This is a genomic window from Pedobacter suwonensis (assembly GCF_044762335.1).
Lineage (GTDB): Bacteria > Bacteroidota > Bacteroidia > Sphingobacteriales > Sphingobacteriaceae > Pedobacter.
In genome coordinates, this window is sequence record NZ_JBIWEB010000002.1 from 206,997 (window position 1) to 233,405 (window position 26,409).

The window sequence follows — 26,409 nt, forward strand, 5'->3', positions numbered from 1 at the left end:
TTTTGCATTGTCTGATTCAGGAGCCTACACACTTCCATTCCGATCCAATCTGGCAACATGAAGTCAGGTTGAATAAATCCGGGTTCAGGTATTTGATAAAAATCATTTAACCTGGCAGTTGCTTTAATCCGAAAACCTTTTCCAGCAGCGCATATTAATGATATTGGCCATGCGGGCCCACTTGTCGAGATGTACATATTTATTTGCGCAGTAGATATGGATGGTCGGGTTTCAGGTCTGTGGATTGAAATATTCGAGCGGCATGAAATGCCTGTATTTATTCTTGTTCCTTTTCAGAAGTTTCAGTGCTGCCCTCTTCATACTTTTTTTCTCCATTTTCATCCTCATGTACAATAAGCGAATGCGGTGCGGCAGATGATGGATTGCTTCCGGTCCCCGAGATCTCGGGTATGGTTATTATGTCGTTGTTGTTGTCTGCTGAAGGTTGAATTGCTTCGCTGTTCCCCAATGCGGCCTGGGCAAGTTGTTCCTGGTTAGTAAGGCCTTCTTTCTGCTGCTCTTTTTTGTTTTTATTGTCTTCCATAATTTCTTTATTGAGTTAACATTAAAAACGGTTCGATAGTTTGCTAATCGAGAAAAAGTAAGTGGCAGATGTCAGGTAATAGAATATTCTGGTAAAAAATGCCTTCTGCGGCTTATTATATACGCAAAAATGAGGCCTTGCGGTTAGTTATGCCGAGGGGCTTGCACAGATCAAATCATATGTCTCTCAAGCATTTTAAATATCATTTGGCACACACAACCAGTGTAAGAAACAATTTTTTATAAAGCTCTTTAAAACCATATATTTGCTTTTATATTAATGATATCCTTGCGAAACATCACCTCTCTTTTCAACCGTTACTATCGTACTGCATTTGGTATTATCTGCCTGATACTGGTTTTTGTTTACAGCAAGCGGTATGGCTACATGCTTTTCCATACTTTGGTGGAACTCTTTTCCATCGTAATCGCTTTCGCGGTGTTTATTGTGGCCTGGAACTCCAGAAAAATGCAGGATAACAAATACCTGCATGTTGTGGGAATATCCTATCTGTTTATTGGCGCGCTGGATTTGTTACATACTCTGAGCTATAAGGGAATGAATATCATTCCGTTACCTGGATATCCTGCCAACCAGTTCTGGGTGGCAACACGTGGCATGGAGGCAATGATTTTTTTAGGCGGTTTTTTAATGATTGGACGCAAACGAAAAATTAATACCGAACTGCTTTTCCTCCTATATTTTGTGGTGGCTTCACTCATTGCTGCAAGCATTTTGGTATGGAAAGTATTTCCCGTTTGTTTTGTGCCGGGAGCTGGTCAAACCCTTTTCAAGGTGGTATGTGAGTACATTATCATCTTATTTTTATTTGCAAGCTTATTCTTGCTTTACCGGAGAAGGGCAAATTTTGACCGGAAAACTTACCATCTTCTTTCAGGGTCTATTATAGTTGCCATTCTAAGTGAATGCTGCTTTGCCACTTATACATCAAACTACGGACAGTTAAATGAGTGGGGACATTATGGGAAACTGATTTCCTTCTTTCTTATTTACAAAGCCAATGTGCAAATGGCGTTTGATAAGCCCATGGCAAGTATTTTTCGTGAGCTTAAGGCCAGCGAGACGGAGTATAAGACTTTGGCTGAAAATCTTCCGGATCTGATTATGCGTTTTGATGAAAACCTGGATTGTATCTATATCAATCAGGAAATCAGTAAGCTTCCACAGTTTGCTGATTCAGATGTTCAATCGTTGAGTAAAAGAATCTGGAATGAATTGAAACAGGCACTTGTTACCAGAAAAAATATTGCCGGAGAATTGGAGGCAGGAATGCAGGAAAGCCGCTATTATTTTTCATTTCATATCATTCCCGAAATCTTAGATGACGCTTCTGAGGTTAGACTTTTGGTTATTTTTAGGGATATTACTATTGTAAGGAAGGAGAAACTTCATTTATCGAAACTTCTTGATACCCTACCACAACAAGTATGGACGGCCAGGGCTGATGGTACAATTGATTATGTTAATGGCGTGATCATCCGTGATTTTGCACTCGATCCTGAATCCCCTTTTGGTATCGGCTGGCAACACTACGTTCATCCTGATGATTTACAGGAGTGTATACGGGTGTGGATGCTTTCGCTTGGCAATGGTACCGAATATCAAGTCCAGTTTAGATTGAAAATGGCAGATGGTCAATATCTATGGCATTTGGGGCGGGCCGTGCCTATTTTCGAAAATGGTGAGGTTATGTTATGGATTGGTTCGAATACCAATATAGACCTGCAAAAGAAGGGAGAGGAGCAGCGGGATGAATTTATTTCAATTGCTTCGCACGAGTTGAAAACACCATTAACCAGTATTAAAGCATTTAATCAACTGCTCGCCAGAACCAATGATCTTGATCGGGCAAAATCTTACTTACAAAAAGTAGATCTAGCTACGACTAAACTGGAGAGCCTGATTAACGATTTGCTTGACGTAAGCAAGATCAATGCAGGTAAGCTCCAGTTCAATAAATCGATTTTCAATCTTAACCAGCTGATTCAGGAATGCTGCGAAAACCTTCAGCTAAGCGTTAATACCCATCGGATCGTCTTTACAGCGAACGAACAAATTAATATATATGCCGATCGTTTCAGGATTGAACAGGTAATTGATAATTTACTCAGCAATGCTGTTAAATATTCTCCCAGTGCAGATGTGGTAAATGTTACGTTCAGGGTTGAACAGGAATCGATTATTGTCGCAGTCGAAGATCATGGTATAGGTATAGATAGTGATGAGCTTGAAAAACTTTTCGACCGTTATTACCGATCAGATAATGCTGCGGGGCGCTTTGGCGGACTGGGCTTAGGCCTTTTTATTTCCTCCGAAATTATTAAAGCTCATCAGGGTACATTCTGGATCGAAAGTGAGCTCGGGATAGGAACTACAGTTTACATACGCGTTCCAATGAGTGAAACTGGGATTACAAAAGGTTCGGTTGCAAAAGGACTTAACTATAGCGATGAATACCTGACCATTAGCTACAATGATCAGCAAGACTGGATGGAAGCAAACTGGACCGGGCATCAGAATTTTAAAAGTGTGCAAAATGGGGGGCTTCAGATGATAGAGATGCTTAGGTCATCAGGACTTAAAAAAGTGCTTAATGATAATCGAGAAGTGCTTGGGAATTGGTCGGAGGCATCAGATTGGGTAGGAAAGGTTTGGTTTCCGATGATGATTGAAGCTGGCCTGCAGGATTTTGCCTGGATTTTTTCTCGAAGTATCTTTGCGCAACTTGCCGCTCAAAAAAGTTTCGATGTATCGGACGGTAAAGCTAATGTTCGCTTTTTTTACGACATGGAGGAAGCCAAACGCTGGTTGAAGGAAACTGACAAGGTTAAGCCTTTGTGATTTTTAATAAGGTCTGAATTGAAGATAAATCCGGTAGCAGGATTTATCTTCATTATATAAATTTTATTTATATCCTATTTCTTATTTTATGCTCCCAAAGATAGTCAATTAGCAACTTCGGGTGATCGGTCTGTAATCCCTGAATGCCTGATTTTATTGCTTTCATCCAGTCATCGGGTGTTTCATTTGCTTTTTGTACATCTATAAAAATACTGATGCCCATGGTTTTTAGAACTGGAAGTAATGTTTCATTAGGGGCATTGTCAATCGCCTCTAAGGGGGCTTTTGACATTGCTTGCATCAAGGCGTTTTCGGTTGTGATGGTATTATCCAAATGAGACATTAAAGGCATTTCGGGTGCTGTTTTCCGCCACGAAAGGTAGTCGCGATGGCTACTTACATAAACCAATACATTATACTTCATACCTGCCTTTTTAATGGCCTTATATGCTTTTTCCGCTTCAGCCGCTTTAAAATCCAAATAAATATTTATTTTTCCCTTGCAAGCCTTTAATGCCTCCTCAAAGCTGGCAATCCGGTGTAAACTACTGTCTTTTCCTTTAAAAATAAGTTGTCTTGCCGCTTCAAAATCAAGGTCTTTTATTTGTCCTTTTCCATTGCTTAAACCGTCTACACGGTCGTTATGCAAAAGTACCAGGTGCCCGTCTTTTGTCGTACGCAGATCGAGTTCCACATAATCCGCACCTAGTGCAATAGCCTCCGTGATGGAAGCTATTGTATTTTCTGGTTTGATTAAATGACTACCACGGTGGGCAATCACGATAAAAGCATTTTTTGATTTCGGTAATGGCCTCATCGCATGTTGTGAGAATACAGGTATACAGAGGCAGCTAAATAAGATGGCCAGTAAAACCGGTGTTATATTTATGCTCATGACTAGGGATTTTGTGTCGGGTTCATATCTGTGAATGCTGCTGCGCTGTTTCTGTCAGATTTTTTTAAGGAAAAAGCATCGAAAAGCTCGCCAGAGGTTTTATAGGCCTCAAATTTAAGGTTTGGCCCATCAACATGGATAACCTGGAACAGCTGGGTGTTTTCTAAAGATACATCCATCCATTTTGCTCCATCTACTTTGTACATTTTAGGGCCTGCGACCGAAACCAGATAAACCGGCCCGCTCACTTCCCTTCCCGATAGTCCCCTTGGCAGGTTTTGGCCACGGCTGTACGTGTGGTCATGGCCCTGCAGTACAAGATCTATATGGTATTTATCAAATAAGGGTTTAAACCGATCTCTGAATTCCTTGTTATCCCTGCTCTTTGCTGTTGAAAAAATGGGATGGTGAAAGGTAACTATTGTCCATAGCTTAGTATTTTCCTTTAATACTTTTTCGAGCCACTCATATTCAGCTTTGGCCGAAGCTTCGTCCAATATAATCATTTGCGAATCCAGGGAAATGATCCTCATGTCCTGATAATCGACATAATAAACCGATTCTTCCAAACCTTTCGGGCCATTGCCGGCAAAGGTGTACTGTACGCCCCAATGTGGGTCAAGTACCAGTTTTCTTTTGTCATCGCGTACATATTCATGGTTTCCGGGGGAGGGGATGCTGGGAATCATACCATTGATGAAACCACCTCCATAATGCCATTCGCCCCATTCCTGATCGTTATTGGAACGATTGATCAAGTCGCCGGCATGGATGATAAATCTGGCATCAGGCTGGTGGGAAAATGCTTTACGGATTACTCTCGACCATTTCGAACGGATGTCGTTTTGTGCATCGCCAAGGTAAATGAAAGAAAATGGAATGTTTTTAACTGCTGCAGTGGTAAACTGGAACCACTCGCTCCAATATTCACCAGAGCCAACGCGGTAAGCATAAACCGTTGCCGGTTTAAGGTTGGTAAAATTAACATGATGGTAGCTTGCAATATCGTAATTATTTCCGCTACCAAGTAAGGTAGAAGTAGCATTGTAATTCGTAATCGATTGTTCAAGCGCCGGATTGGAATCTTCAGCCTTGATTTGGGCTTTTGAGGCTTTAATAGTGGTATCGGTACGCCAGTTTACGGTTTGGCTTGTAGCGGGATCTCCGGCCCATGTTAAAATTACGCGATCGGGAAAATGCCCGGGTTTAAAATCCTGGGCATGTGTTTTAACGCCAATGGCCAAAACAGAGAGTGTAAGTAAAAAAGAAAAAGTGATATATAATTTCATGTTATTTTATTTGGTAATAAAGGAATTAATTTATTTCAGGTACCACATTAGGGTATACTGATTGTCGGCACCGAAAACGGAAACGGCTTTTTGATAGTTGACACGGTTTTTTGCACTTTCCGAATCCGGGTAGATATAACGTTTTGGAATGCCTCTCCCAGCTGCTAAAGGACCTGTTACAAAGGCAGGGTATCCGGTACGGCGCTGATCAAACCATCCTTCAGCACCTTTAAACAGCATAGCGAGCCACTTTTGGGTAATCAATTGTTCAAGTGTGCCATCGTATTTTACCAAAGGTTGATCATAATAGGCCTGTGTTGCACTTACAGCGTAGCTGCTCATCGATTCTTTAATGCCTTTATAGTACAGCGATTCTGCAGTTTCACCACTTACGCTTAGTTTTCCTTTTTGTACGGCTTCAGCCAAAATAAAGCACTGCTCGGTATAAGTGATTAAGCTGGCTTTTAGTAATGCATTTGAACTACCGCCATTTTTCCTGAAAAAAGCAGAAGAGAAAACCGAAACATGATCTTCGCCGCCGTTATAGGCAGAAGGTGCGTCAATGGCATTAGGCACTCCCACATAGCGGTTCAGATCAACAGTTGATCCTGTGGTACTCTTTACCGGTTCTATCCAGACATTCAACCTTGGGTCATTCCTTTGTATTAATCTGTCTACCAGTTCTTTGCTTACTTTTGTTTTCAGGTAATCAAAATCGATCATCGCCAGAGGTCCACCAGGCCAGCTATAGGCCGCAATATTGCCCAAATAGGCTACTTCCGCATTGTCTGCACTGCTTTCGAAGATCGGATAAGCTATTTTATCGTTCAATATTTCCTGCATTTCGGTAAAGGCTGGCACATAATTTTTTGAGATTCGCAATAACATCCGGAGGCGTAGCGAATTGGCAAATTTGCGCCAGGCAAGCGTTTTACCTTTAAACATTACATCGCCTTTAGCATTGATTTCCTGAACGTTGCCTTTTAGCATATCGTTGGCTTCCCTTAGTTCCCTCAACAGATCAGGATAAATGACCTGCTGCTGATCGTATTCAGGATAAATAATATTAGCCTCTTTCGATTTTAACGCCTGCGAATAGGGGATATCGCCATATAAATCGGTAAGGTAACCAAAGTTAAAAGCTTTCATAATTTTACCGATGGCCACGTACTGGTTTTCAGAACGTTTTTGTGCAGTTTCCATGAAGGTTTTGTTTACGGCTAAGCGGGCGTAAATATCGTCCCAATCAACCGGCCCCCAATCCAACAGGTCATAGCCGGTATTTCGAACCAGGGTAAGGTAGCGCGCTGCTGAGGCGGGTCTTCGGTTAACAGCATTTTCCTGATAGGCGTAAGCGGTAGAAACCAATACGTCAGACATTAAGAATTCGGTATTGGTGGTTTCAGGAGCATTTGGGTTGGTATTTAACTTTTCAAAATCTTTGGTACAGCTTGTAATCAAAGCCAGTATAGCGAAAAGTAGCGTTGTATATTTGAATTTCATTTCTGTACAGGTTAAAAGTTACAACTTAATTTAAAACCGAATGAGCGTGTTCCCGGAAGTGTCCAGTGACCTACGCCCAGTTTAAAGCCCTCGGTAACACTCATGGTCGTTTCAGGATCATAACCCAGTCCATTGGCGGTCCAGGTATACAGGTTCCTCCCAATAAGTGATAGCGACAGGTTGCTGATGGGCAGTTTTCGGATCAGTTTTTTATCGAATACATAGGTTAATGAGGCTTCCCTGATTTTCAGGAAGGAGGCCTGATAGGTTAACCTTTCATAGTATTTGTTGTAGGTATTGTTATAAAAATCAGAAGCGGCGATAATGACCGTGTTTTGTGTCAGGTTTCCGTTCGCATCCGCAATAAAGCCCGGAATAATCATTCCGTCGTTCCGTTTTCTGCCCTGCGAGTCCGTCCATGGTAAACCTCCGGTTTCTGCATCTCGGCCCACCAGTGTGTTATCGGTTAAGCCTGCGTTGATAAGTGATTTTACTACGTAAGAGTAAAAATTGCCGCCCTTACGCCAGTCTAAAAGTACATTTAGGGTAAAGTTTTTATAACTGAAAGTATTGTTGAAACCCATGGTAAAATCGGGGTTATAGTTTCCGACTTTAAGGTATTCGCTATTGTTACGAATGTAATGCCCGGTTTTGTCTAGCAAGGCTGCTCCCGCGTTTGGTCCGCTGGTTACTTTGGTATAACTCGGAGTGTAGAAGTCGCCGATTTTGGTGCCTTCCTTAATCAGGTAACGAATGTTGTCTCCGTCGGCACTGCCCATCGAATATTCTTTTAAACCTTCTGATAACGCTATCACCTTGTTTTCATTTTTGGTAAAGTTTACATTGGTTTCCCATTTAAAAAAGCCATCAAAAGGAACAGCATTTAAGCCGATTTCCCATCCGCTGTTCTGGATATTTCCGGCATTGATCAACCGGTTTGATGAACCTGACGCAATGGTTGTAGGGATGTTGATGATCTGGTTCCTCTTGTTTGTTTTGTACCAGGTTACATCTACACCTACCCGGCTCTTGAAAAACCGGAGGTCACCACCAAACTCATATGATGTGGCGATTTCGGGCTTCAGGAAGTTGTTTTTAAGGTTAAACTCAATGGTGGCTCTTTTTACATCGCCCCAATCCTGATTAAAGGGAATGGTATTATACAATTGGTAAGGATCGGTATCACTGCCCACCTGCGCCCAGTTGGCCCTCAGTTTAAGGAAAGAAAGTACATCAGATTTGATCTTGAACACATCCGTTACAATGGTGCTTAATGATGCAGAAGGATAAAAGTAGGAATTGTTGCCAGCGGGGAGTGTGCTCGACCAATCGTTTCTGCCCGTTACATCAAGAAAAACCATATCCTTGAACGATACCTGGCCAAGACCATAAATACTATTGATGCGTTTGCGGGAATTATATTGCGAATTTACGATGGTACCTGCCTGCGCATTGGCAATATTGTAAACACCCGGAATACTCAGGCTCTCTGTTTTCTGTGCGGTAAACCGGTTGGTTTGATCCATTTGGTTTCCTCCGGCAGAAAGACTCAGAGACCAATCCTGATTTAACAGTTTTTTATAACTCAGTAAAAAATCTGTGTTCTGTTCCTTAAAGAAAGAATTATCGACTCCATATCCGCCAAATTTAAAACGTTTTGAACTGAAGGGGCGTTTGGTCTCATGTTCTTCGTTGTACATGTCCAGCCCGGTACGTGCCATTAAACTTAAGTTTTTGGTAATATCGTAAACCACCTGTATATTCCCGGTTAAGCGGTTCCTGTCGTAGCCGTTGGTATGCTCGTAAGCTACGAAATAGGGGTTGTCAGAATCATCTGCTGAAAACTGCTCGATGTTTTCCCTTCCCGGTTTCCAGTAGTTTTTCAGGTCGTTAATGTTCATATTTGGTGGAAGTGAATACAGCATCTGTGTTACACTTTCCCGGTAAGCCGATGGCCGGTTGTCGCTTTTATTGTTTACATAACCAATATTGGTGCTAATTTTTAATTTGGGGTGCAACACATAGGTGGCCGAAAGATTAAGCGTATTCCTTTTGAGGTCGGTATTGGGGACAATCCCCTTATTGCTCAGGTTGGTGTATGATAAACGGTAATGACCATCTGCATTTTTGCCAGTAATGGAAATGTTGTTGGTATAGGTAGAACCGGTTTCATAGAAGTCCTGCGGATTGTTCGGATGCGATACCCAATCGGTAGCAATTGGTTTCCCGCTGGCATCCAGAGGGCTGTTCCATTGCAGGTGTTTGGTACCCACATCAAGCCGCGGCCCCCAGGCAGATGTGGTGGAAGATGCCTGATCGTCGGTATATTCGCCTCCCCCAAAAGTGTGCTGAAAATGTGGGAACATCCAAGCCTGATCGTACATGGCATTTGAATTAAAATTTATTCCTAAACCCTTTTTGTTTATCAGGCCACTTTTTGTGGTAATCAAAACCACACCACTTCCGGCCCTGCTTCCATACAATGCGGCAGCACTTGCACCTTTTAATATGGTGATACTTTCTACATCATCCGGACTGATATCCGCAATCGGGCTACCATAATCAACCGATGAACGGCCAACCTCTGATGTTGCCCGGAGGGAATGTGCTACGGGAACACCATCTACCACAAATAAAGGCTGGTTGTCGGTTGCGATTGATGATTGCCCCCTGATGGTGATAAATGAACTTGATCCGGGATCAGCACCTGTGCTGACCACATTTACACCAGCCACCTTTCCGGCCAGTGAGTTGATCACATTTACTTCTTTTACTGTATTAACATCACTTCCTTTTACGGTAGCGATCGAATAACCAAGGGCCTTTTCGGCACGTTTAATACCAAGTGCGGTAACTACTACATCAGAGAGTGCTGTTTCATCAGGGGAAAGGTTGATGTTTAATTCGGTTTCGCCCTTTAGTGCAATTTCCCTGCTCTGATAACCGATCATTTTAAAGATCAGCAAGGACTGACTGTTTAATACGTTCAGGTTAAATTCGCCATTTAAGTTGGTGCTGGTAGCGTTGTTACTTCCTTTTTCAATTACGTTTACTCCCGGCAGTGGCATACCTTTTTCGTCTGTTACCTTACCTTTGATTCGTATTGATTTTTTGATGATGATCTGGTTTTTCTCGATCAGGTAGCTGAGCTGAAAAGGAGGTAATATCCTGTCGAGCAAAGCGCTTACAGCTTCATTTTCTGCCTTAAAACCACTTAGGTTTTGTTTCTCTATGGCGTCTTTGTTGGTGTATACAAAGTATAGGCCGGTTTTCTTTTCTATGCTTTTAAAAAGTTCCGTTAAAGATCCCTTTTTGATATTGATGCTTACTTTAACGTCTAATTGTTGTGCATTTACCGGCGATGCCTGCCCTACAAAGAGCATGGTCGAGAGCATGATGTAAATTAGGGTAAAAAAACGCATTGCGCTAAAAATTAATTGACTAGTCACTGCGGACTTTTTCATAACTTTGTTTGTTTTAATCTTGATGGGTTAAAATAAAATTTAAAATTTCTTAGCTGTGGCATGCGCCAACATGCTGCAGCTATCTTTTACTGGTTGTTTAATTACATCTACCTCCTTTTATATAAATAGTCTGTTTGTTTATGGTATACCGGATGTCGAATGTAAGCTCCAGTGTGCGCAACACCTCTTTTATACTTACATTATCAAATTTTGCAGTTAATTCACAGTTGTCAAATGATCTGTCTGAAACTACTTTAAGGGAATATTTTCTTGATATGGTCTGGAATACGTGTTCCATCGGCGTTTTATTGAAATACATTTTTCCAGTCCGCCACTCAGTTGATGTTTTGGCATCTTCTACATTTTCGCGTACCAGGAGTGCCAATTTTGTATCGTAAGTTACTTTCTGATTTGGAAGAAGGTGGACAGCTACTGACTGGGTGCCTGCAGAATCTCTCGAAACGGCTACCTTTCCGGTGAGTACAGTTACTTCAGGCCTGTAATTTTTCCATGCCCGGATGTTGAAACTGGTTCCCAGTACCCTGGTTTGGATATTCTGGCTTTTTACTACAAAAGGATGAGCAGGGTCTCTTTTTACTTTAAAAAAAGCCTCTCCATTGAGTTTGACCATTCTGATGCCGGCATGTTTCAGGTTTTGAGGAAAGCTGATGCTACTCTCTGAGTTTAACCAGATCTCGGAGCTATCCGGAAGTAGCATGGTAATGATTTTACCTGGCGCTGCAGTTTTGGTTGTCCATACAACCTGATTCTGTTTGGAAGTCAATAACTTTTTATCTCCGGCAATAAAGAAGATTAGTGCCCCGATAACTGCCGCGGCAGTTGCCGCTGTCCACCATTTTAATATTTTAAACTTTTTGACCGGAGCCTGATTGATCTGTTCTCTGAGGCCGGCAAAACTTTCTTTCCACAACCCGTCGTCCGGTAGTTGAGCCGTTTCCTGCCATAGCAATAATACCGCTTCTAATTGCTCCTCACGATCATCATCTTCATCTACCCAGTTCCTAAGCCTTTTTTCCAACAATGCAATTTCAGCTTTGCTGCTGCTCAAATCTTCCTTTACAGCTAAATATTCGAGTACTAATTTCCACGTTTCCTGATCCATTCACATGCTTTTATGCTTACAGGACAAGGATAGCAGGCGCACTACGGGCCCAAAAAAGTTAACTTTGCGTTAAGAAATTGTTAAGAGGTATTTTTATCTGAATTCTGACTTGTTTTCTAATACTTTTTGCTGAAGAAATTGAAAGCCTTTTACCAGGTGGTCTTCAACCGTACGTACTGATATGTCCAGTAAAACTGCAATTTCCCTGTAACTAAATCCATCAATTCGGTACATGTAAAAAATAAGCCTTCTGCGTTCGGGCATCTGATCAATAAGCGTGTAAAGTACGCGGTTGCGGTCTTTGTTCTGAAAAGCCTGCGAAGGGGTTTCTTTCACGTCTATAATTTCAGAAAACTCTTCTTCGCTATCCATGTACCAAAGATTGGCTTTGGCTGCCTTATGGTAATTTGTAGCAGCATTTTTAACGGCTCGGAAGAGATATGCTTTTTCGTTATTGAGGATAGTGCCGTTTTTCCAGATAGATATAAATACATCATTTAAGATGAGTTGAGCATCTTCCACATCTTTAACAAGATAAATGGCGTATTTTTTTAGAGTAGGGTACATGCGGCGATAAAGGTCTTCGAAGGTTTTTTCATCAAACTTCTTGTTATTATCAGCATTAAGTCCGGCAATAGTGTTTTGGGGCATAAATTATGGCCACAAAATTAAAATTCAAAAACGATACACATATTAACAGAATATTAACAATAACCAGATGATTTTCCGGTTAAAAGTAGCGTAATGATAGTTAGCCTAATTATGCTTTAAATACTGTGCTGGCAAGTCAGTTATCAGGTGATCGCGCAAAACGAATCTTTGGATGGTACAGCTAGCATGCGTTTTGCCATTTTCCCTATAGAAACGAAAATCCAGTTTCAAAAGCTTAAAACAAACGCTTTGCCGAAAAAAGCCGTGCAAAATCGTCAAATGTTTTACGGAAACTTCTACCAACCGGAATGGCTATTTTATCTATCAATACCTCCTGGTTGCTGATGGCAGTTACCTGATGCTGATTGATGATAAATGACCGGTGAATCCTTAAAAATCCTTTGTGCTGAAGATGTACTGCAAGTTCCGAAACTGACATTTTAGAAACCACGAAAAGTTCGTTCTGAAGCACCGCCTTAATATCGTTTCCGATGCTTTCGAAATAAAGAATATGTTTCAGCAAAAGCTTGCGGCTAAATCCCTCTGACTTTAAAATCAAGAAATCATCTTCGTTTTCCTTTTTTACATTTCTGAGGACCCTGTCTACAGATTTGAAAAAGCGTTCGAAAGTGATGGGTTTCAGCAGGTAATCTACGGCTTCAAGCTCAAAGCCCTCGATGGCAAATTCCCGGTAAGCGGTGGTAAAAATGGCAGACGGCTTTTTATTCAGCGACCTCAGAAATTCTATGCCGTTGAGATCGGGCATCTGAATGTCCAGAAAAAGAAGATCCACTTCCTGCGTTTGTAAAATTCTATAAGCCTCGAGTGCATTTGCTGCTGTAGCTACCAGCTTTAGTTCCGCTATCTTTGAAATATGGTTTTCCAAAAGTCTGACGGCCAAAGGCTCATCATCTATCACAATACATTTAATCATGTTGTTGGAGTCATTAAATTTACCTTAAACCAATTATCTGCTTGCGCTATGGCTAATGTATATTGATTCGGATAATAAAGATCGAGTTGTCTTCTGATATTTTCCAATCCTATTCCGGTTCCTGGTTTTTTATGTTTCCCAAAGAACTGATTTTCTATCCTGAAAAACGAAGCGTTTGCATGGGTTTCAATGGAAATGCTGATGGTTACGTTTCCACTTGTTTTTTCGGCACCATGTTTAAATGCATTTTCTACAAAAGACAGATACAGCAAAGGCGGGATGAGGCCGGGAAATGCTACTTTTTCTTCTATCTCAAGTTTCAGGCGTTCATCATAGCGCAGCATTTCAAGCGCAATATAATCTTTAACGATTTTCATTTCTGCTGTAATTGGTACCATTTCTTTTTGTCCGTGATAAAGAATATAATCCAGGATGTCTGAAAGCCGGCTGATGGATTTGGATACGACATCCGAACTGGTGATGGATAATGAATAAATATTATTCAGGGTGTTAAACAGGAAATGAGGATTCAGCTGTGCCTTCAGTGCTTTTAATTCAAGCTCTGATTTCTCTTTCTGAAGCTGCAGCGCATTTTGCTTTTCATCCCTGTACCTAAGCATAAACATCATCGAAACAAAAATGAAAGATCCGGAAATAATGGGCAGGATGTAATGAAACAGAAGATATTTAACATCCGTTAGAATATCGAAAACACTGTTTTGAGGATAGTTTGAAAATAAAGGTTCTGCAGCATATACAATAAAAAGCCGATTTAACACACTTAAAATGTACATCCCGGCAATAAGGTAGAGCATAAAATGAAAATATTTTTTAGCCTCGAAAAATCTGCGGATCAGAATGAAGTAAATACAGTTGGCGCCAATGATCTGAAAGATCCAATGACATACACCATAGTAAAATACTTCCCGGAAATCAGGCTGCTCAGGTTCGCCGTAATTACGGAATATTCCAAAAATAAATAGAGCAATCCAGAGTCCGGTTTGATAGTTGATTTCCTTTCTTAACTTGCCGTTTGATATTTTGCTCACAGAACGTAAAGATATTACTAAAAAGCTTTGTATGTGCTGATAGGATTCAGAAGTATGCATTTTGGTGATGAATTGCGGGAGCAGGCATTCGAACAACAAATAATGTTGTATGCAGGCAGAAGCAGTCTTTCTGCATTCGTCGTTTGATACCCATGGTGAATAGTAAGATTATTGCAGAAAAAATGATGGAAAAAGAAAAATTCGTTGGATTAGATCATTTACGGGCGGTTGCGATCCTGCTGGTCTTCCTGTATCATTATGGAATGTTTGAGCATCCCGCCTGGGTAGATACTATCGGTTGGATCGGATGGACAGGAGTTGATTTGTTTTTTGTATTAAGTGGTTTTTTAATTTCCAGTCAGCTCTTCCGGGAAATTAGCGCAAACCAAACCATTAGGCTAAAAATCTTCTTTACCAAACGTTTTTTCAGGATCATTCCTCCATATCTGTTCACCCTGTTACTGTATTTTTGTTTTCCGGTATTCAGGGAACGGGAAGCTTTGCCACCCCTTTGGAAATTTCTTTCTTTTACTCAGAATTTCGGTTTGGATGTGATTAACCAGGGAACCTTTTCTCACGCCTGGTCATTGTGCATTGAAGAACAATTTTACCTGGCGCTACCGGTTTTGCTGCTGTTTTTGATCAGATTGAAGCAAATGAAATATCTGAAAATCATAATTGTTTTGCTGCTGATCTCTACTTTTTTTCTGCGCGTTTTTTCCTGGAATGAATATGTTCTCCCGAAACTGGAAACGCCCGGTTTCTGGAAAGACTGGTATATGCAGATCTATTACCCTACATATACCAGGTTGGACGGGCTGGTGATTGGCGTGCTGATTGGGGTGCTGTTTCAGTCGTCAACATTCAAAGCGATGATCAATCGAAATGGGAATCTACTGGTCTTTACCGGAATAACAGCCGTTACATTTTCGCTGTGGTTCTGCAGAGACGCCTATTCGCAGCAGGCCTCTCTCTTCGGATTTACACTGGTAGCTGTAAGTTACGGAATACTGGTAACAGGAGCTATTTCGGGCACTTCTTTCCTAAGTAAGAAATCCAACATGATCACCACTCAATTAGCAGCCTTGTCTTACGCAATTTATTTGTCCCATAAAATTGTCATCCATCTAGTACAGTTGTTTCTTGAAAGAATTAAAATTCCGGCATCCTATTCAACTGGATTGCTGATCTGTTTTGCCTGCTGTATTCTTGCCGGCCTAGTTTATCGCTACTGTATAGAAAAACCATCTGCAACCATCAAAAATAAAGTCCTTAACAGGTTTAATCGCGACTACTAAACAATTATTTTATGAAAACAATTAGTTTAAGCATCTTCATCCTGATGTCTCATTTTGCTGTAGCTCAGCACTTCACTAAGGAGAAAAAAGAAATCCAACGTGTGGTCTGGCAATTCAGAGAAAGCATCATTAAAAAAGATTCGGCCACTTTTAACAGGCTGTTCCATGAAAACCCGGTAGTCTGGATTGGTGTTGTGAAAAACAGATCTCAACAGAAGCGTTTGGAAATTAATCCGGCGAACCGTAAAAATTACTTCAAAGATACTTATGAAAATTTCTTCCGCTATATCATGGAAAAAGGTGGCAAAGAAGAAAAATTTGATAAGATCAGGATCATTAATGATGATGTGATTGCCAGTGTGAGTTTCGATTACTCATTCCTGGAAGAAAATACTGTCACCAATTGGGGAAGTGAATACTGGCACCTTATCAAAGCAGACGGAAAATGGAAAATTGTAAGCGTTATTTATTCTTACGAAAACGCAAAATTTTTTCCAGCCCTCACCAAGAGGAAATAAGGATATTGTGGTAAATCAATTTGCAGAGGATTTCTCTTACAACAACATCATCATGAAGAAAAATATCATAGAACACTTAAACAGATTAGTAAATAATTTGGTCTGGTTATGGCGGTAGATACAAATCAGATTCGCAATACTTAAGAAAAAGAAATATATCATATGGACGAATTGCGTAATTAAATTGGGCCTCACGATACTGTAATATAAATCGATCCATAGATAATGTCCATTATAAGCGAAATATAGTATCCTGTTGTCCACTTTTATCTTTGGTAGGTCCTCTTTTCTGATCTTGAAAGAAACGGGCTGTCCGGTATCAATTATTTTAGTTTTAAATAATGACAGCGAACCATTGCCTGGGTTAAAAAATATACAGGGCTTGCCCTCAATTTGAAAAGAGAAGTAGGGTATTCTGGTTTTTGAAGCACTAACCTGTGTTATTCTTCCATTGATTGCTACCAGCTGTTGCGATTGAACAAACATGCGCAAGGGTATATAACAGAATCCTATTAAAGACAAAAAAAAGTTATTTTTTGTAAATTGTTTTTCATTGATTCAACAATTAAATTTGTTTCCAGTCATACTAAATAATGGCTATTATTGCCTCATCAACCATCTACTGTACTAAAAGTTTAGCAGTTGCTAAGGTGGTAAATAATTCAATATTTTCTGCGAATAAGGCCTCTTTTAATTGATGTGAAAGATTAGCTTTATATTGCTCAGTGTTGGTGCACTACTTTTTGCAGGTTTGCCGGATATTTTTAATTTAGTAATTGGTCAACACCGTTTTCTATTTAACATGAGTACAATTGATACCTTACAAAAATTGTTGTTCGATTTAGCTGGTGTATTACCTGCCGATACGGAACCGTTATTTGCAATGACCACTCCGGTATCGCTGGAAACCAATGAAGCCTACATTCGCGAAGGAGAAAACAGCCGTCGGTTGGCCTTTATTGAAAAAGGCGTCATTCGCGCATATACCATTAAGGAAAATGGAGATGAAGCTACACTTCTCCTGCGCTGGGAAGGCCAGTTTATCGCCTCGCATGATACCATTATTAATCGCCAGCCTTCAAGGTTTATTTACCGTGCATTGGAACCTGTGAAATTGCTGCAGATTGATTATGGTGTTCTGGAAGAGATTCTGAAAACCCATCCGGAATATGAACCACTCCGTAACTTTTTTTTGATGAAAATGCTGGCGGAATCTTTAAAAATGCTGGAATCCTTTGTTACACAATCGCCGGAAGAACGTTATCGGGAACTCCTGTCAGAGCGTTTCGATCTGGTAAACCGCGTGCCCGATAAATATATCGCATCCATGCTTGGCATCACGCCGGTGTCATTAAGCCGGATTCGCAAAAGGATGTATACAAAAGGTAAACAGTAAAATAAATTATCCTTTGTTAAGCCTTGAAATTATCTTTTGTTAACGCCACAAAATCCATGTGTCTCATACTTTTGGATTGTCAATAATAAAAGATATGGAAAAGATAATAGAAGCCACCATCAGTATTTTTAGTATTTCAGCTATCCGGTATTTTATAATCGCCGGAATTCCTTTTGCGCTGTTTTACCTGCTTATGGCTGATAAGGTGGCTAAATTTAAAATTCAGCAAAAACTGGCCACAAAAAAAGACTTTGTCCGTGAGGTATGGCACTCTATGCAGAGTACATTGGTGTTTTCAATCATCGCAGTTGTCTTGTTTTTTACGCCGTTGCAACAATATACCCTGATTTACACACATATTAATGATTTCCCGATATGGTATGTGGGTGTGATGCTGTTATTGAGCCTGATTATACACGACACTTATTTTTATTGGATGCACCGGTTATTACATCACAAAAAATTATTTAAACTTGCCCATCTGGTCCATCATAAGAGCACCAATCCTTCACCATGGACATCCTATAGTTTTCATATACTGGAAGCCATCACCGAAGGATTTGTGTTGGTGCCCGTCGTGATGCTGCTGCCAATGCATCCCTTAACAATATTACTATTTACGGTAACTGGCTTCATCATTAATGTGTATGGGCATCTGGGTTATGAAATTATGCCTAAAGGATTCAGATCAACCTGGGCATTCGAAATCCTGAATAGTTCGGTCCATCATAACCTGCATCACAGCAAATTTAAGGGGAATTACGGCTTGTATTTCAGGATCTGGGATAGGGTGATGGGCACGGAACATCCGGATTATGTAAAAGAGTACGACCGCTTACAAGCGCAACGCTTTAACCAAGTTCCTCAGGAAGGTATAATCAGGTCCTAAAAATTTGCTTTATGCTCACAGTTAATGGTTAAAAGTGCCAGCGGGGAATATAAAGCTTCTTATAAAAATGGGAAGCTTTTTTATTGAAATATACTTTATGGCAGATTTGTAGATCATTATATAACCCAGTCAATTGGCTACAATTATTCTAAACTGTCTTTCCAGGCTAATATCCGATATCATATTATTTTTATACTTTTATTTCCAGTGCGCAGGAGATACAGCGCTATAAAAATATATTAAATTTTCATCGTACCTCTTGTTGCCGTAGCGATCATCTGGCCGAGCAGTAGATCAGGGCGAAATAATAAAGACTATAAATAGTATGGCGAAAACAATACTTATAGTGATACTGGCAATGATTTTTGGTCGGGCCAATGCACAAAAAGCAAAGTTGACTGCTAATCTAAATTTTACAGGTAATATTGGTAAATACCCAATAGAAATGAAACTGAGTTTAAACAGCTATAATGACAGTATTTTTGGAGAATATTACTATATCAAAAATGGTTACGGTAGCAAGCTCTATCTGGAGGGCACTTTAAAAGATGACGAAATGTTCCTCAAAGAAAGTGCATATAACGCTAAATCAAAAAAAATGAAACTACAGGTTATTTCAAAATGGCTTATATCTTGCAAAAGGCCTTAGCGGGTAGCTGGGGCAAAAAACCGGATAGAGAAAAAACGCTGGACATCAAGTCGCAATGTCGCGAAAATTTGCCGGCTTTTAATCCACTTGGCTTCGATTTTATCATGTCGAAGACCAAGCCTGACGAGGATTCGATGACTGAAAATTCGGTGGGCTATTTCACCTTGCTCTCCCTGAAAATTAATGCCAATAAAAATTCCGGATGGATACTTCATGATTTTGATAAATATGATTTAGTTAAAGATAAGGTGGAACTGGAAGATGTAAATTTCGATGGTTATCTGGATATAAAATTGCCTGTTTTTTATCCGGATAGAATAAAAGGAGATTATGGCTATGAGTATTTCGTATACGATGTAACACGTAAAAGCTTTATTAAAAACAAAACTTTAGATGATTTGGATGTTAAAAAACAAATTTATAAATATGATGCAGATGGTAACGGGAATGAAGCAAAGATGTATTATCGCTGGCAAAACGGAAAACTCTTATTACAGAAAGCAGAACGTGTTTATGAAAACGATACTTATACGCATTATGAGGAATGCAAAATCGAAAATGCCAGGTTGGTGAAAGTGAGGGATTATAAAAAAAGAGGATAAATACGGAGCATTGTCAATCTATACAGCCGAATGGATAACTACATAAAAAATAGCTTAAACAGAATGAAAGGTATCATAACTGCATTAATAATAGTTACATTTTTGGGTTGCCGAAATACGCCAAATACGGAGATAGTAAATACAACAACAGATACTTTAAAATCTAAAAAGGATGGCGTAACTGTGGTTAAACAAGATCGCATCCCTGCTAAAAAAACAGAAAAAAAAGATGCCATTAGAAATGACAAAGACACCCAAATGAATGAGACGTTTTTTCAAAAGGCAATGATCAACCTCAGCGACAGCTCGCTTACTGTTTATGAAAATATTAGGGCAGATTATCGAATTTTTGGTTACGAAAAACCAGATACCAACTCCAGAAAGATGATCTTATTCTCTGTTTTTACTTCTGACGTAAAAAATAATCCTTACAGATGTAAGTTTGGTGCTTACTATTCGTCTGGAGCCATGCAGAATACCAAAATTAAATATATTAAGAAAACCGGCGCTTTTGTAGAAGTGCATTTGATTAAGGAGTCTGATATTAAACCTACATCTGTCTACATGCTTAAAGATTGGGTGGAATTTAAAGAAAGGAATTAAATATGAAAATCATTTTCCCTGCCTGCTGTTTCTAGGTTTTATTGTTTTTGCAGATATTGTATCAGCAACTAATTTACAAAGCTTTAACGGCAACTTCACTGGTAAATTAGGGCGTAAAATTGGTGTTGTTTTCAGCTTAAAAAATACCAAAGGAAAGCTGAGCGGTTTTTACTATTACGAGAACATAGGCGCAGAAATCAGGCTTGCAGGGGAAGTGATTAATGGTATTGTTACTGTTTACGAGCTTGATTACCTAAACGTAAAAAGGGCAAAAATTACCGGCAAGTTTACCAAGGGTGATTTTAATGGCAAATGGGAAATTTGTCTTCGAAAAAAGTATATCCCATACGGTTAACCCAAACCAATAAAACTATCCCATCGTTGCCCTACGACCTTATTGGGAATTACCAGGTAGATGAACAAGATCAATGTGCTTTGAGTGTGACCATCTTCAAAAGTAAGGGCCAATATCGCTACCATTTTGCAATCGTGACAATAACATCTACGGAAAATTCTGGACTGAAACGTATCAGGGGCTTGAGCAAACCAAACCTACTACGGTAGATTCGCCAGGTAAATTGCACGCTTCGTTTAGCAGCAGTGCAGCAACTATTATAGTGTTGACAAAATTGAAAGGCCGGATCTTACTGATGACCGGCTATATGGATAGTAATGTACATTCCGCAAACACCATGAGCCTAGCCAATGCCCTGATTAAAAATAATAAAAGATTTGACTTAATGATCCTGCCAGGTAATGTTCATGAGATCAGTGGCGATTACTACAGCGGTTTGATCAGTAATTATTTTGTAGATCACTTAAAAAAACCGGAAAGGCTTTGATGTGAATTTGGTCAAATAATTTTTGGTAAATCAGACCCTGTCATCAATTTATAATAAATATGTCGCGAAAACTAACCGAAGGTTATGCGACACATCTTTCTATCATAGATAGCTACCCATCCATAAGATGAGTAAGCTGGCCAGGTCTTCGCCATAAGAACATTCCTTACGCCGTAACATTTGCGCACCATGCTGCTTAAATGCAATCATCAATAAACGATATCATTGGTCCGTCGCTCCAATTGCGGATCTTCCGGAAACTGCCGTAAATAGAATTCTTCATAATAGGCTTTGATAATGGCTGCAAGTGGTGTAGACAGTAATGCCCCTGTTAATCCAAAAGCCGTTCCCATGGCCAATAGCAGAAACAGAGACGACATCGGGTGGATGTTCATGGTTGAGGAGCGAAGTTTCGGCATCAAAAAATCTGAAATCAGTTCATTCAATAATAAAAAGAATACCAGGCACCAAAGTGCGGTTGCCGGGCTCACGGAGAGTGCAACCAGGGTAGGGGGAATCGCCATGATATAAAATCCGATTTTTGGAACAAGTTCAGAAAAGAAAGCCAGTGCAGCCCATACCAACGCACCCGGAACGCTCATTAAGGTTAGAAAACCATATACCAATACCGCCTCAATAGCGCCGCCAATGAGATTAGACTTCATCCAGCCGACAAGCATTACCGAAGTGTGTTTTATTGCATTTTCTGCTTTTTCCCTTTGTTTTACCGGAAATACAGTTAGATAAAGCTCGATGATAGGTTTGGGATTTCCTACAAAAAATACAACCATGCATACAAAAACAATGAATACAAAAATACCTCCCAGAATCGAAAACGAAAAGTTTCCAATTCCCATTACGGTGTTACCAATAGAAGGTATAGCTGAAGAAATGGACGAGCCTCCCTCACTCATTTCTTTCCTCAGTTCAGGAAATTTGCGTAACAACGAATCCAGGTAACCCGATACGCTGGCATAATACTTTGGCAGGTTACCGATCAAAACATCCAGCTGATCGCTCATGTGTGGAACCACCATCCAGCCAAGCAATGCCGTAATACCAAAAATGATAAAAAACACAATCAAACTAGCCAGCCAGCGCTTCATCCCTTTTTTTTCAAGCCGGCTTACCGGAGCATTAATGATTAGTCCTAAAACGATAGCAAAAATACCCAGAAGCACAATGCTTAGAATTTTTAATAGAAACCAGAGCAGAATGATAAGTCCGGCCGTGTAGAGGATAATTGAGGTAACCGTCCTAAAGATTCCGTTATTTGATTTAATGTTCATGTATCAAACTAACCCTGTTTAATACAAAAATGTTTGACTGCAGCTGTAAAGTTTATGCCGCCAATTCAAATACTCCTTTCACAAAGTAAATGTTACATTTGCTGATTCAAACCACAAACCGGATATGATATGCCTGAAAACGAAATACCGTGTGCAGCGCTGATGGATAAACCCGTTAATTAACATTATTGTAAGTTAACCATACAAGTGTACCCTATTGCTATACCTCGCCCAACTAAATTTGTTGTTACGGTAGTTAGATTTACCATAGGCATATACATTAATGCTTAAACCAAATATTTATTGCACACTGATAAACAAACTTATTTCGAAATCATCATGAAATTAATAGAACACCTAATGCTTAGCATCAGCTTTGTCATGTTAAGTTTTTTGGCCATTGCTCAATCTTCTATTAAAACCGTGTGGTTAGATGAGTTAGACTTAAGCAGTGCTACCCAGGGATATGGAACCCCCAGAAAAAACAAAACCATTGATGGCAGAACAATGAGTATAGCAGGCAAAACCTTCGAAAGAGGTTTCGGAAGCCATGCAACCAGCCTGTTAACTGTTATTCTAGATGGAAAAGCAAAATCCTTTTCTGCCATGGTGGGCATTGATGATGAAGTGAAAGGACAACAACCAGCAGCCGAATTTATGGTTATGGGCGACGGTAAGCGACTCTGGAGCAGTGGTATAATGAAAGTAGGAGAGGAAGCTAAATTATGTCAGGTTAACCTGGAAGGGATAAACAAATTAGAACTTATGGTTACAGATGGAGGTAATGGCGATTATTACGATCATGTAAACTGGGCAGATGCTAAGTTTGAGGCAATAGGGGTAAACACTTTCAAAACGTATAATCCAATTTCTTCTACCCTTTATATACTAACGCCAAAACCAGCAGCTTTTCCCAAATTTACCGGAGCAAAAGTATTTGGTGTGCGGCCCGGATCCCCGTTCCAGCATCGGGTTACGGCAACAGGCGAAAGACCTTTGACTTTTGCCGCTTTGAATTTGCCTAAAGGATTGAAAATCGACAACAAAAATGGTATGATTACCGGTAAAATTACTCAAGCAGGAACCTATCTGGTTACCTTAAAGGCGAAAAATGCTAAGGGTACGGCCGAACGAAAATTCAAAATAGTATGTGGCGATCGCATTGCCTTAACGCCTCCAATGGGCTGGAACAGCTGGAACTGTTTTGCCCATGAGGTATCTGCAGATAAAATAAAACGTGCTGCTGATGCTATGGTAAAGAGTGGGTTGATTAATCACGGCTGGACTTACATCAACATTGACGACTTTTGGCAAAACAGCCGCGATTCAAAAGACCCTGACTTACAGGGTAAATTCCGCGATGAGGCAGGAAATATCATAACCAACAAGAGATTTCCGGACATGAAAGGTCTTGCTGATTATGTACATCATCTGGGGTTGAAAATCGGTTTGTATTCTAGTCCCGGACCATGGACTTGCGGAGGCTGTGCCGGTAGTTACGGTTATGAAAAAAACGATGCCAAAAGCTATGCCGAATGGGGTTTTGATTACCTAAAGTATGACTGGTGCAGCTATGGTAACGTAATTGATGGTTTGCCGGATAATGACCCGTATAAAGTTTCGTCGCTATCTTATAAAGGTGGCGAAAAATTAAATACCGCTGTAAAACCATTTCAAATGATGGGAGATTATTTACGTGCGCAGCCGAGGGATATTGTTTTTAGTTTATGCCAGTACGGCATGTCTGATGTTTGGAAATGGGGCGATTCGGTACATGGAAGTGCCTGGAGAACGACTAACGATATTACCGACACCTGGTCTAGCGTGAAAAGTATTGCGCTGGCACAAGATCAGGCGGCCCCTTACGCCAAACCAGGCAACTGGAACGATCCTGATATGCTGGTAGTGGACCAGGTTGGTTGGGGAAATCCTCACCCAAGCAAGTTAAAACCAGATGAACAATATTTACACATCAGCTTATGGAGCATGTTTGCAGCGCCTTTATTAATAGGATGTGATATGGAAAAACTGGATGATTTCACCCTAAACCTGCTTACCAATGACGAGGTAATTGAGATTAATCAGGATCCGCTTGGGAAACAGGGCGTTTGTTTGCAAATTATTGGCGATTTAAGGATTTACGTTAAAGAGCTGGAAGACGGGGGAAAGGCTGTTGGTTTCTGCAATTTCGGAACAGAGCCTGTAGATATGGATTATGCAGATTTTAAAAAATTGGGGTTAAAAGGTCGTTTTAGCGTAAGAGATTTATGGAGACAGAAGCAAATAGCTACAGGAGATGCTAACACCTCAAAAATAAAGCTAAAAGTGCCGGCACATGGGGTATTATTGTACAAGTTCTCAGCCTTAAAATAAAATCTGGCGCTCTATCAGATGCCAAACGTAATTAAAACAATTTCTCATTTTGTTTGGCATCTGTTTACGCTAAAAATTAACTCCATTCATGAGTTGTTATTGGTGCTGCTGCGGTTGCGATCTTGCCTATAATCGGCGTTTCTTGAGGAAATAAGATTTTAGATGGCATATTTATTGTTTATGTCAGGAATCTAAACTAATTGATATGAACAGATTAGCGATAGTAGCCATTGGAATGATGTTATTCTTGGCCTGTGGAGGAAGAGCCGGCAAATCGGAACAGAAAGGTAAGCAAGATACAGTAAATGTCGGAGCTGATCAGGACGGGCATGGATGTATAGGCTCAGCCGGATATACCTGGAGCAAATTGAAAAATGATTGTATACAAATTTTCAATGTTGGTTTTCGATTAAATCCGGTAGCTAATGAAAAGGACAGGGAGGTGATCAGCGCTTTTGTGCTGATAAGTGATGACCAGGCTAAAGTAGAGTTGTTTCTGCCAGATGATGATCAGCACTCCGTACTTTTAAATAAAACTGGAGATTTGATTTATGGAAATGGTACTTACCGTTATGATGCGAAGAAATCAATTCTCTACCTTAAAGATCAGGTGGTCTATAAAGGAAATGTGGAATAGCAACATTAAAATATACATAAGCCTTTGATAAACATCGCCCAACGTGGTCTCAAGTGGCTATACTGTGACTATTATTTTGTTAAGGATAAAAATACGCCTTAAAACTCAGCTGTAAAGTTCATTGATGCTGGATTTAAGTAAATAAACGTACATGATATTTACGATTATGCATAAGGTAAAGTTGAGCATAAATTTTAAATGCTTATTGTGTGGATTATAACTAAAATCATCAACTGGCTTTTAACATGTCAAGTGCTGAATAAATAATGAGCACGTTGTTTCTGGGAGTTACACTCGCCAAAAAAGAATTCCCTCTTAAATTCCTTTTTTACAAAGGAGTTGTATCTTTGGTTATCAACAGTCAAACTTGAATCCTGAACTTTCGGATACTGCCCTTTGGTCCCGCTTACTTAATGGCGAGGAAGATGCCCTGGATCAAATCTATAAGGTGCATTTTCAGTCATTATACCAATATGGAATGCGCATGCTCCGTCAGGAAGATGAGGTGAAAGATTGTCTGCACAACCTTTTCGTTAAACTTTGGGAAAACCGAAAAACACTCAATCCAACAACGCAAATCCGCTATTATCTGCTCGCTGCCCTTCGCAATACCATCGTTAACCACCGGACAAAGGAATCGAAATACGAGAAAGTGGAAGCAAGCGACGAATATCTTTTTGATTTAAACTTCACCCTGGAATCTGCCTATATCCGCAAAGAGGAAATGAACCAAAAGGCTGTACAACTGGCAGCAGCCATGAATCAGCTAACACCCAGGCAAAAAGAAATTATTTACCTCAAATATTTTGAAGAACTGGATTATAGCCAGATTGCAGAAATTATGGATCTGACTACCAAGGGTACCTACAAGCTTAGTGCAAGGGCATTAGATGCTTTGCGCGAGATTATGAAAGTAGATAAGACCTCATTGGTATTGTTATTACTGGAATTAAACAAGCTCCATAAATGGCATATCTAAGTGAAGTAATCAGATGGCCT

General features: G+C 40.1%; 22 protein-coding genes. 12 read left to right on the forward strand and 10 right to left on the reverse strand.

What is annotated here, in order from left to right:
- Positions 1–277 precede the first annotated feature (277 nt).
- On the reverse strand, positions 278–544 hold the full coding sequence (locus ACIQXP_RS04485) for a hypothetical protein (RefSeq protein WP_293742428.1): 267 nt from the start codon (positions 542–544) through the stop codon (positions 278–280).
- A gap of 279 nt (positions 545–823) precedes the next feature.
- Here ACIQXP_RS04485 and ACIQXP_RS04490 point away from each other — a divergent pair, with 279 nt between their 5' ends.
- Positions 824–3,406, forward strand: a complete 2,583-nt coding sequence (locus tag ACIQXP_RS04490; protein WP_293742429.1) for an MASE3 domain-containing protein — start codon at positions 824–826, stop codon at positions 3,404–3,406.
- Between the two features lie 67 nt (positions 3,407–3,473).
- Here the strand turns inward: ACIQXP_RS04490 and ACIQXP_RS04495 are convergent, their stop codons facing one another.
- The 8 genes from ACIQXP_RS04495 to ACIQXP_RS04530 all read right to left on the reverse strand — a co-directional run bounded on the left by ACIQXP_RS04495 (position 3,474) and on the right by ACIQXP_RS04530 (position 14,314).
- Positions 3,474–4,301 carry a glycerophosphodiester phosphodiesterase gene (locus ACIQXP_RS04495; RefSeq protein ID WP_293742430.1) on the reverse strand — a complete coding sequence of 276 codons (828 nt, stop codon included), beginning with the start codon at positions 4,299–4,301 and terminating at the stop codon, positions 3,474–3,476.
- 2 nt (positions 4,302–4,303) lie between these two features.
- Positions 4,304–5,590 carry a purple acid phosphatase family protein gene (locus ACIQXP_RS04500; protein WP_387504628.1) on the reverse strand — a complete coding sequence of 429 codons (1,287 nt, stop codon included), beginning with the start codon at positions 5,588–5,590 and terminating at the stop codon, positions 4,304–4,306.
- A 30-nt stretch (positions 5,591–5,620) separates the two neighbouring features.
- Positions 5,621–7,093, reverse strand: coding sequence for a SusD/RagB family nutrient-binding outer membrane lipoprotein (locus ACIQXP_RS04505; protein WP_387504629.1), 1,473 nt, complete (start codon positions 7,091–7,093; stop codon positions 5,621–5,623).
- Positions 7,094–7,104: 11 nt separating this feature from the next.
- Positions 7,105–10,557: a SusC/RagA family TonB-linked outer membrane protein gene (locus tag ACIQXP_RS04510; protein WP_387504630.1), complete on the reverse strand. Its 3,453-nt coding sequence runs from the start codon at positions 10,555–10,557 to the stop codon at positions 7,105–7,107.
- A gap of 97 nt (positions 10,558–10,654) precedes the next feature.
- A complete protein-coding gene (locus ACIQXP_RS04515) occupies positions 10,655–11,680 on the reverse strand; it encodes a FecR family protein (RefSeq protein ID WP_387504631.1) in 1,026 nt (341 codons plus the stop codon).
- 93 nt (positions 11,681–11,773) lie between these two features.
- On the reverse strand, positions 11,774–12,331 hold the full coding sequence (locus tag ACIQXP_RS04520; RefSeq protein WP_090980363.1) for an RNA polymerase sigma-70 factor: 558 nt from the start codon (positions 12,329–12,331) through the stop codon (positions 11,774–11,776).
- A gap of 235 nt (positions 12,332–12,566) precedes the next feature.
- Positions 12,567–13,265: a LytR/AlgR family response regulator transcription factor gene (locus tag ACIQXP_RS04525; RefSeq protein WP_293742435.1), complete on the reverse strand. Its 699-nt coding sequence runs from the start codon at positions 13,263–13,265 to the stop codon at positions 12,567–12,569.
- Positions 13,262–14,314 (reverse strand): sensor histidine kinase, encoded by a 1,053-nt coding sequence (locus ACIQXP_RS04530; RefSeq protein WP_387504632.1) that lies wholly within the window; start codon positions 14,312–14,314, stop codon positions 13,262–13,264. The genes ACIQXP_RS04525 and ACIQXP_RS04530 overlap by 4 nt, the downstream gene beginning before the upstream one ends.
- A gap of 152 nt (positions 14,315–14,466) precedes the next feature.
- Here ACIQXP_RS04530 and ACIQXP_RS04535 point away from each other — a divergent pair, with 152 nt between their 5' ends.
- From ACIQXP_RS04535 to ACIQXP_RS04570, 8 genes are all read left to right on the forward strand, one after another.
- A complete protein-coding gene (locus tag ACIQXP_RS04535; protein WP_387504633.1) occupies positions 14,467–15,612 on the forward strand; it encodes an acyltransferase family protein in 1,146 nt (381 codons plus the stop codon).
- An 11-nt stretch (positions 15,613–15,623) separates the two neighbouring features.
- Positions 15,624–16,130: a Cif family virulence factor gene (locus tag ACIQXP_RS04540; protein ID WP_387504634.1), complete on the forward strand. Its 507-nt coding sequence runs from the start codon at positions 15,624–15,626 to the stop codon at positions 16,128–16,130.
- 802 nt (positions 16,131–16,932) lie between these two features.
- A complete protein-coding gene (locus ACIQXP_RS04545) occupies positions 16,933–17,526 on the forward strand; it encodes a Crp/Fnr family transcriptional regulator (RefSeq protein ID WP_293742439.1) in 594 nt (197 codons plus the stop codon).
- Between the two features lie 94 nt (positions 17,527–17,620).
- Positions 17,621–18,415 carry a sterol desaturase family protein gene (locus tag ACIQXP_RS04550; RefSeq protein ID WP_293742440.1) on the forward strand — a complete coding sequence of 265 codons (795 nt, stop codon included), beginning with the start codon at positions 17,621–17,623 and terminating at the stop codon, positions 18,413–18,415.
- 325 nt (positions 18,416–18,740) lie between these two features.
- A complete protein-coding gene (locus tag ACIQXP_RS04555; RefSeq protein WP_387504635.1) occupies positions 18,741–19,064 on the forward strand; it encodes a hypothetical protein in 324 nt (107 codons plus the stop codon).
- A complete protein-coding gene (locus ACIQXP_RS04560; protein WP_391527739.1) occupies positions 19,037–19,666 on the forward strand; it encodes an XAC2610-related protein in 630 nt (209 codons plus the stop codon). Before ACIQXP_RS04555 ends, ACIQXP_RS04560 begins: the two co-directional genes overlap by 28 nt.
- Before the next feature lie 63 nt (positions 19,667–19,729).
- Complete coding sequence (locus tag ACIQXP_RS04565) at positions 19,730–20,269, forward strand: hypothetical protein (RefSeq protein ID WP_387504637.1); 540 nt, start codon at positions 19,730–19,732, stop codon at positions 20,267–20,269.
- A gap of 578 nt (positions 20,270–20,847) precedes the next feature.
- Positions 20,848–21,111 carry an alpha/beta hydrolase family protein gene (locus tag ACIQXP_RS04570; protein ID WP_293742444.1) on the forward strand — a complete coding sequence of 88 codons (264 nt, stop codon included), beginning with the start codon at positions 20,848–20,850 and terminating at the stop codon, positions 21,109–21,111.
- Between the two features lie 209 nt (positions 21,112–21,320).
- Here ACIQXP_RS04570 and ACIQXP_RS04575 read toward each other — a convergent pair whose 3' ends face one another.
- The gene (locus ACIQXP_RS04575) at positions 21,321–22,400 is read right to left on the reverse strand and encodes an AI-2E family transporter (RefSeq protein ID WP_387504639.1); all 1,080 of its coding nucleotides are present in this window, start codon (positions 22,398–22,400) and stop codon (positions 21,321–21,323) included.
- A gap of 339 nt (positions 22,401–22,739) precedes the next feature.
- On the opposite strand from ACIQXP_RS04575, the gene ACIQXP_RS04580 reads away from it, so the two are divergent.
- The 3 genes from ACIQXP_RS04580 (at position 22,740) to ACIQXP_RS04590 (ending at position 26,389) form a co-directional block, all read left to right on the forward strand.
- Entirely contained in the window at positions 22,740–24,773 is a 2,034-nt protein-coding gene (locus tag ACIQXP_RS04580; protein WP_387504640.1) for an NPCBM/NEW2 domain-containing protein, read from the forward strand.
- Positions 24,774–24,978: 205 nt separating this feature from the next.
- Positions 24,979–25,410: a hypothetical protein gene (locus ACIQXP_RS04585; RefSeq protein ID WP_293742447.1), complete on the forward strand. Its 432-nt coding sequence runs from the start codon at positions 24,979–24,981 to the stop codon at positions 25,408–25,410.
- Between the two features lie 367 nt (positions 25,411–25,777).
- Positions 25,778–26,389, forward strand: coding sequence for an RNA polymerase sigma factor (locus ACIQXP_RS04590; RefSeq protein ID WP_293742448.1), 612 nt, complete (start codon positions 25,778–25,780; stop codon positions 26,387–26,389).
- The last annotated feature ends 20 nt before the right edge of the window (positions 26,390–26,409 follow it).

Coding starts and splice junctions, on each gene's coding strand:
- ACIQXP_RS04490 (WP_293742429.1), top strand. CDS start 824: ATGATATCCTTGCGAAACATCACCTCTCTTTTCAACCGTTACTATCGT.
- ACIQXP_RS04575 (WP_387504639.1), bottom strand. CDS start 22,400: ATGAACATTAAATCAAATAACGGAATCTTTAGGACGGTTACCTCAATT.
- ACIQXP_RS04545 (WP_293742439.1), top strand. CDS start 16,933: ATGAGTACAATTGATACCTTACAAAAATTGTTGTTCGATTTAGCTGGT.
- ACIQXP_RS04505 (WP_387504629.1), bottom strand. CDS start 7,093: ATGAAATTCAAATATACAACGCTACTTTTCGCTATACTGGCTTTGATT.
- ACIQXP_RS04565 (WP_387504637.1), top strand. CDS start 19,730: ATGAAAGGTATCATAACTGCATTAATAATAGTTACATTTTTGGGTTGC.
- ACIQXP_RS04540 (WP_387504634.1), top strand. CDS start 15,624: ATGAAAACAATTAGTTTAAGCATCTTCATCCTGATGTCTCATTTTGCT.
- ACIQXP_RS04555 (WP_387504635.1), top strand. CDS start 18,741: ATGGCGAAAACAATACTTATAGTGATACTGGCAATGATTTTTGGTCGG.
- ACIQXP_RS04500 (WP_387504628.1), bottom strand. CDS start 5,590: ATGAAATTATATATCACTTTTTCTTTTTTACTTACACTCTCTGTTTTG.
- ACIQXP_RS04550 (WP_293742440.1), top strand. CDS start 17,621: ATGGAAAAGATAATAGAAGCCACCATCAGTATTTTTAGTATTTCAGCT.
- ACIQXP_RS04525 (WP_293742435.1), bottom strand. CDS start 13,265: ATGATTAAATGTATTGTGATAGATGATGAGCCTTTGGCCGTCAGACTT.
- ACIQXP_RS04580 (WP_387504640.1), top strand. CDS start 22,740: ATGAAATTAATAGAACACCTAATGCTTAGCATCAGCTTTGTCATGTTA.
- ACIQXP_RS04535 (WP_387504633.1), top strand. CDS start 14,467: ATGGTGAATAGTAAGATTATTGCAGAAAAAATGATGGAAAAAGAAAAA.
- ACIQXP_RS04515 (WP_387504631.1), bottom strand. CDS start 11,680: ATGGATCAGGAAACGTGGAAATTAGTACTCGAATATTTAGCTGTAAAG.
- ACIQXP_RS04520 (WP_090980363.1), bottom strand. CDS start 12,331: ATGCCCCAAAACACTATTGCCGGACTTAATGCTGATAATAACAAGAAG.
- ACIQXP_RS04485 (WP_293742428.1), bottom strand. CDS start 544: ATGGAAGACAATAAAAACAAAAAAGAGCAGCAGAAAGAAGGCCTTACT.
- ACIQXP_RS04585 (WP_293742447.1), top strand. CDS start 24,979: ATGAACAGATTAGCGATAGTAGCCATTGGAATGATGTTATTCTTGGCC.
- ACIQXP_RS04560 (WP_391527739.1), top strand. CDS start 19,037: ATGGCTTATATCTTGCAAAAGGCCTTAGCGGGTAGCTGGGGCAAAAAA.
- ACIQXP_RS04510 (WP_387504630.1), bottom strand. CDS start 10,557: ATGAAAAAGTCCGCAGTGACTAGTCAATTAATTTTTAGCGCAATGCGT.
- ACIQXP_RS04495 (WP_293742430.1), bottom strand. CDS start 4,301: ATGAGCATAAATATAACACCGGTTTTACTGGCCATCTTATTTAGCTGC.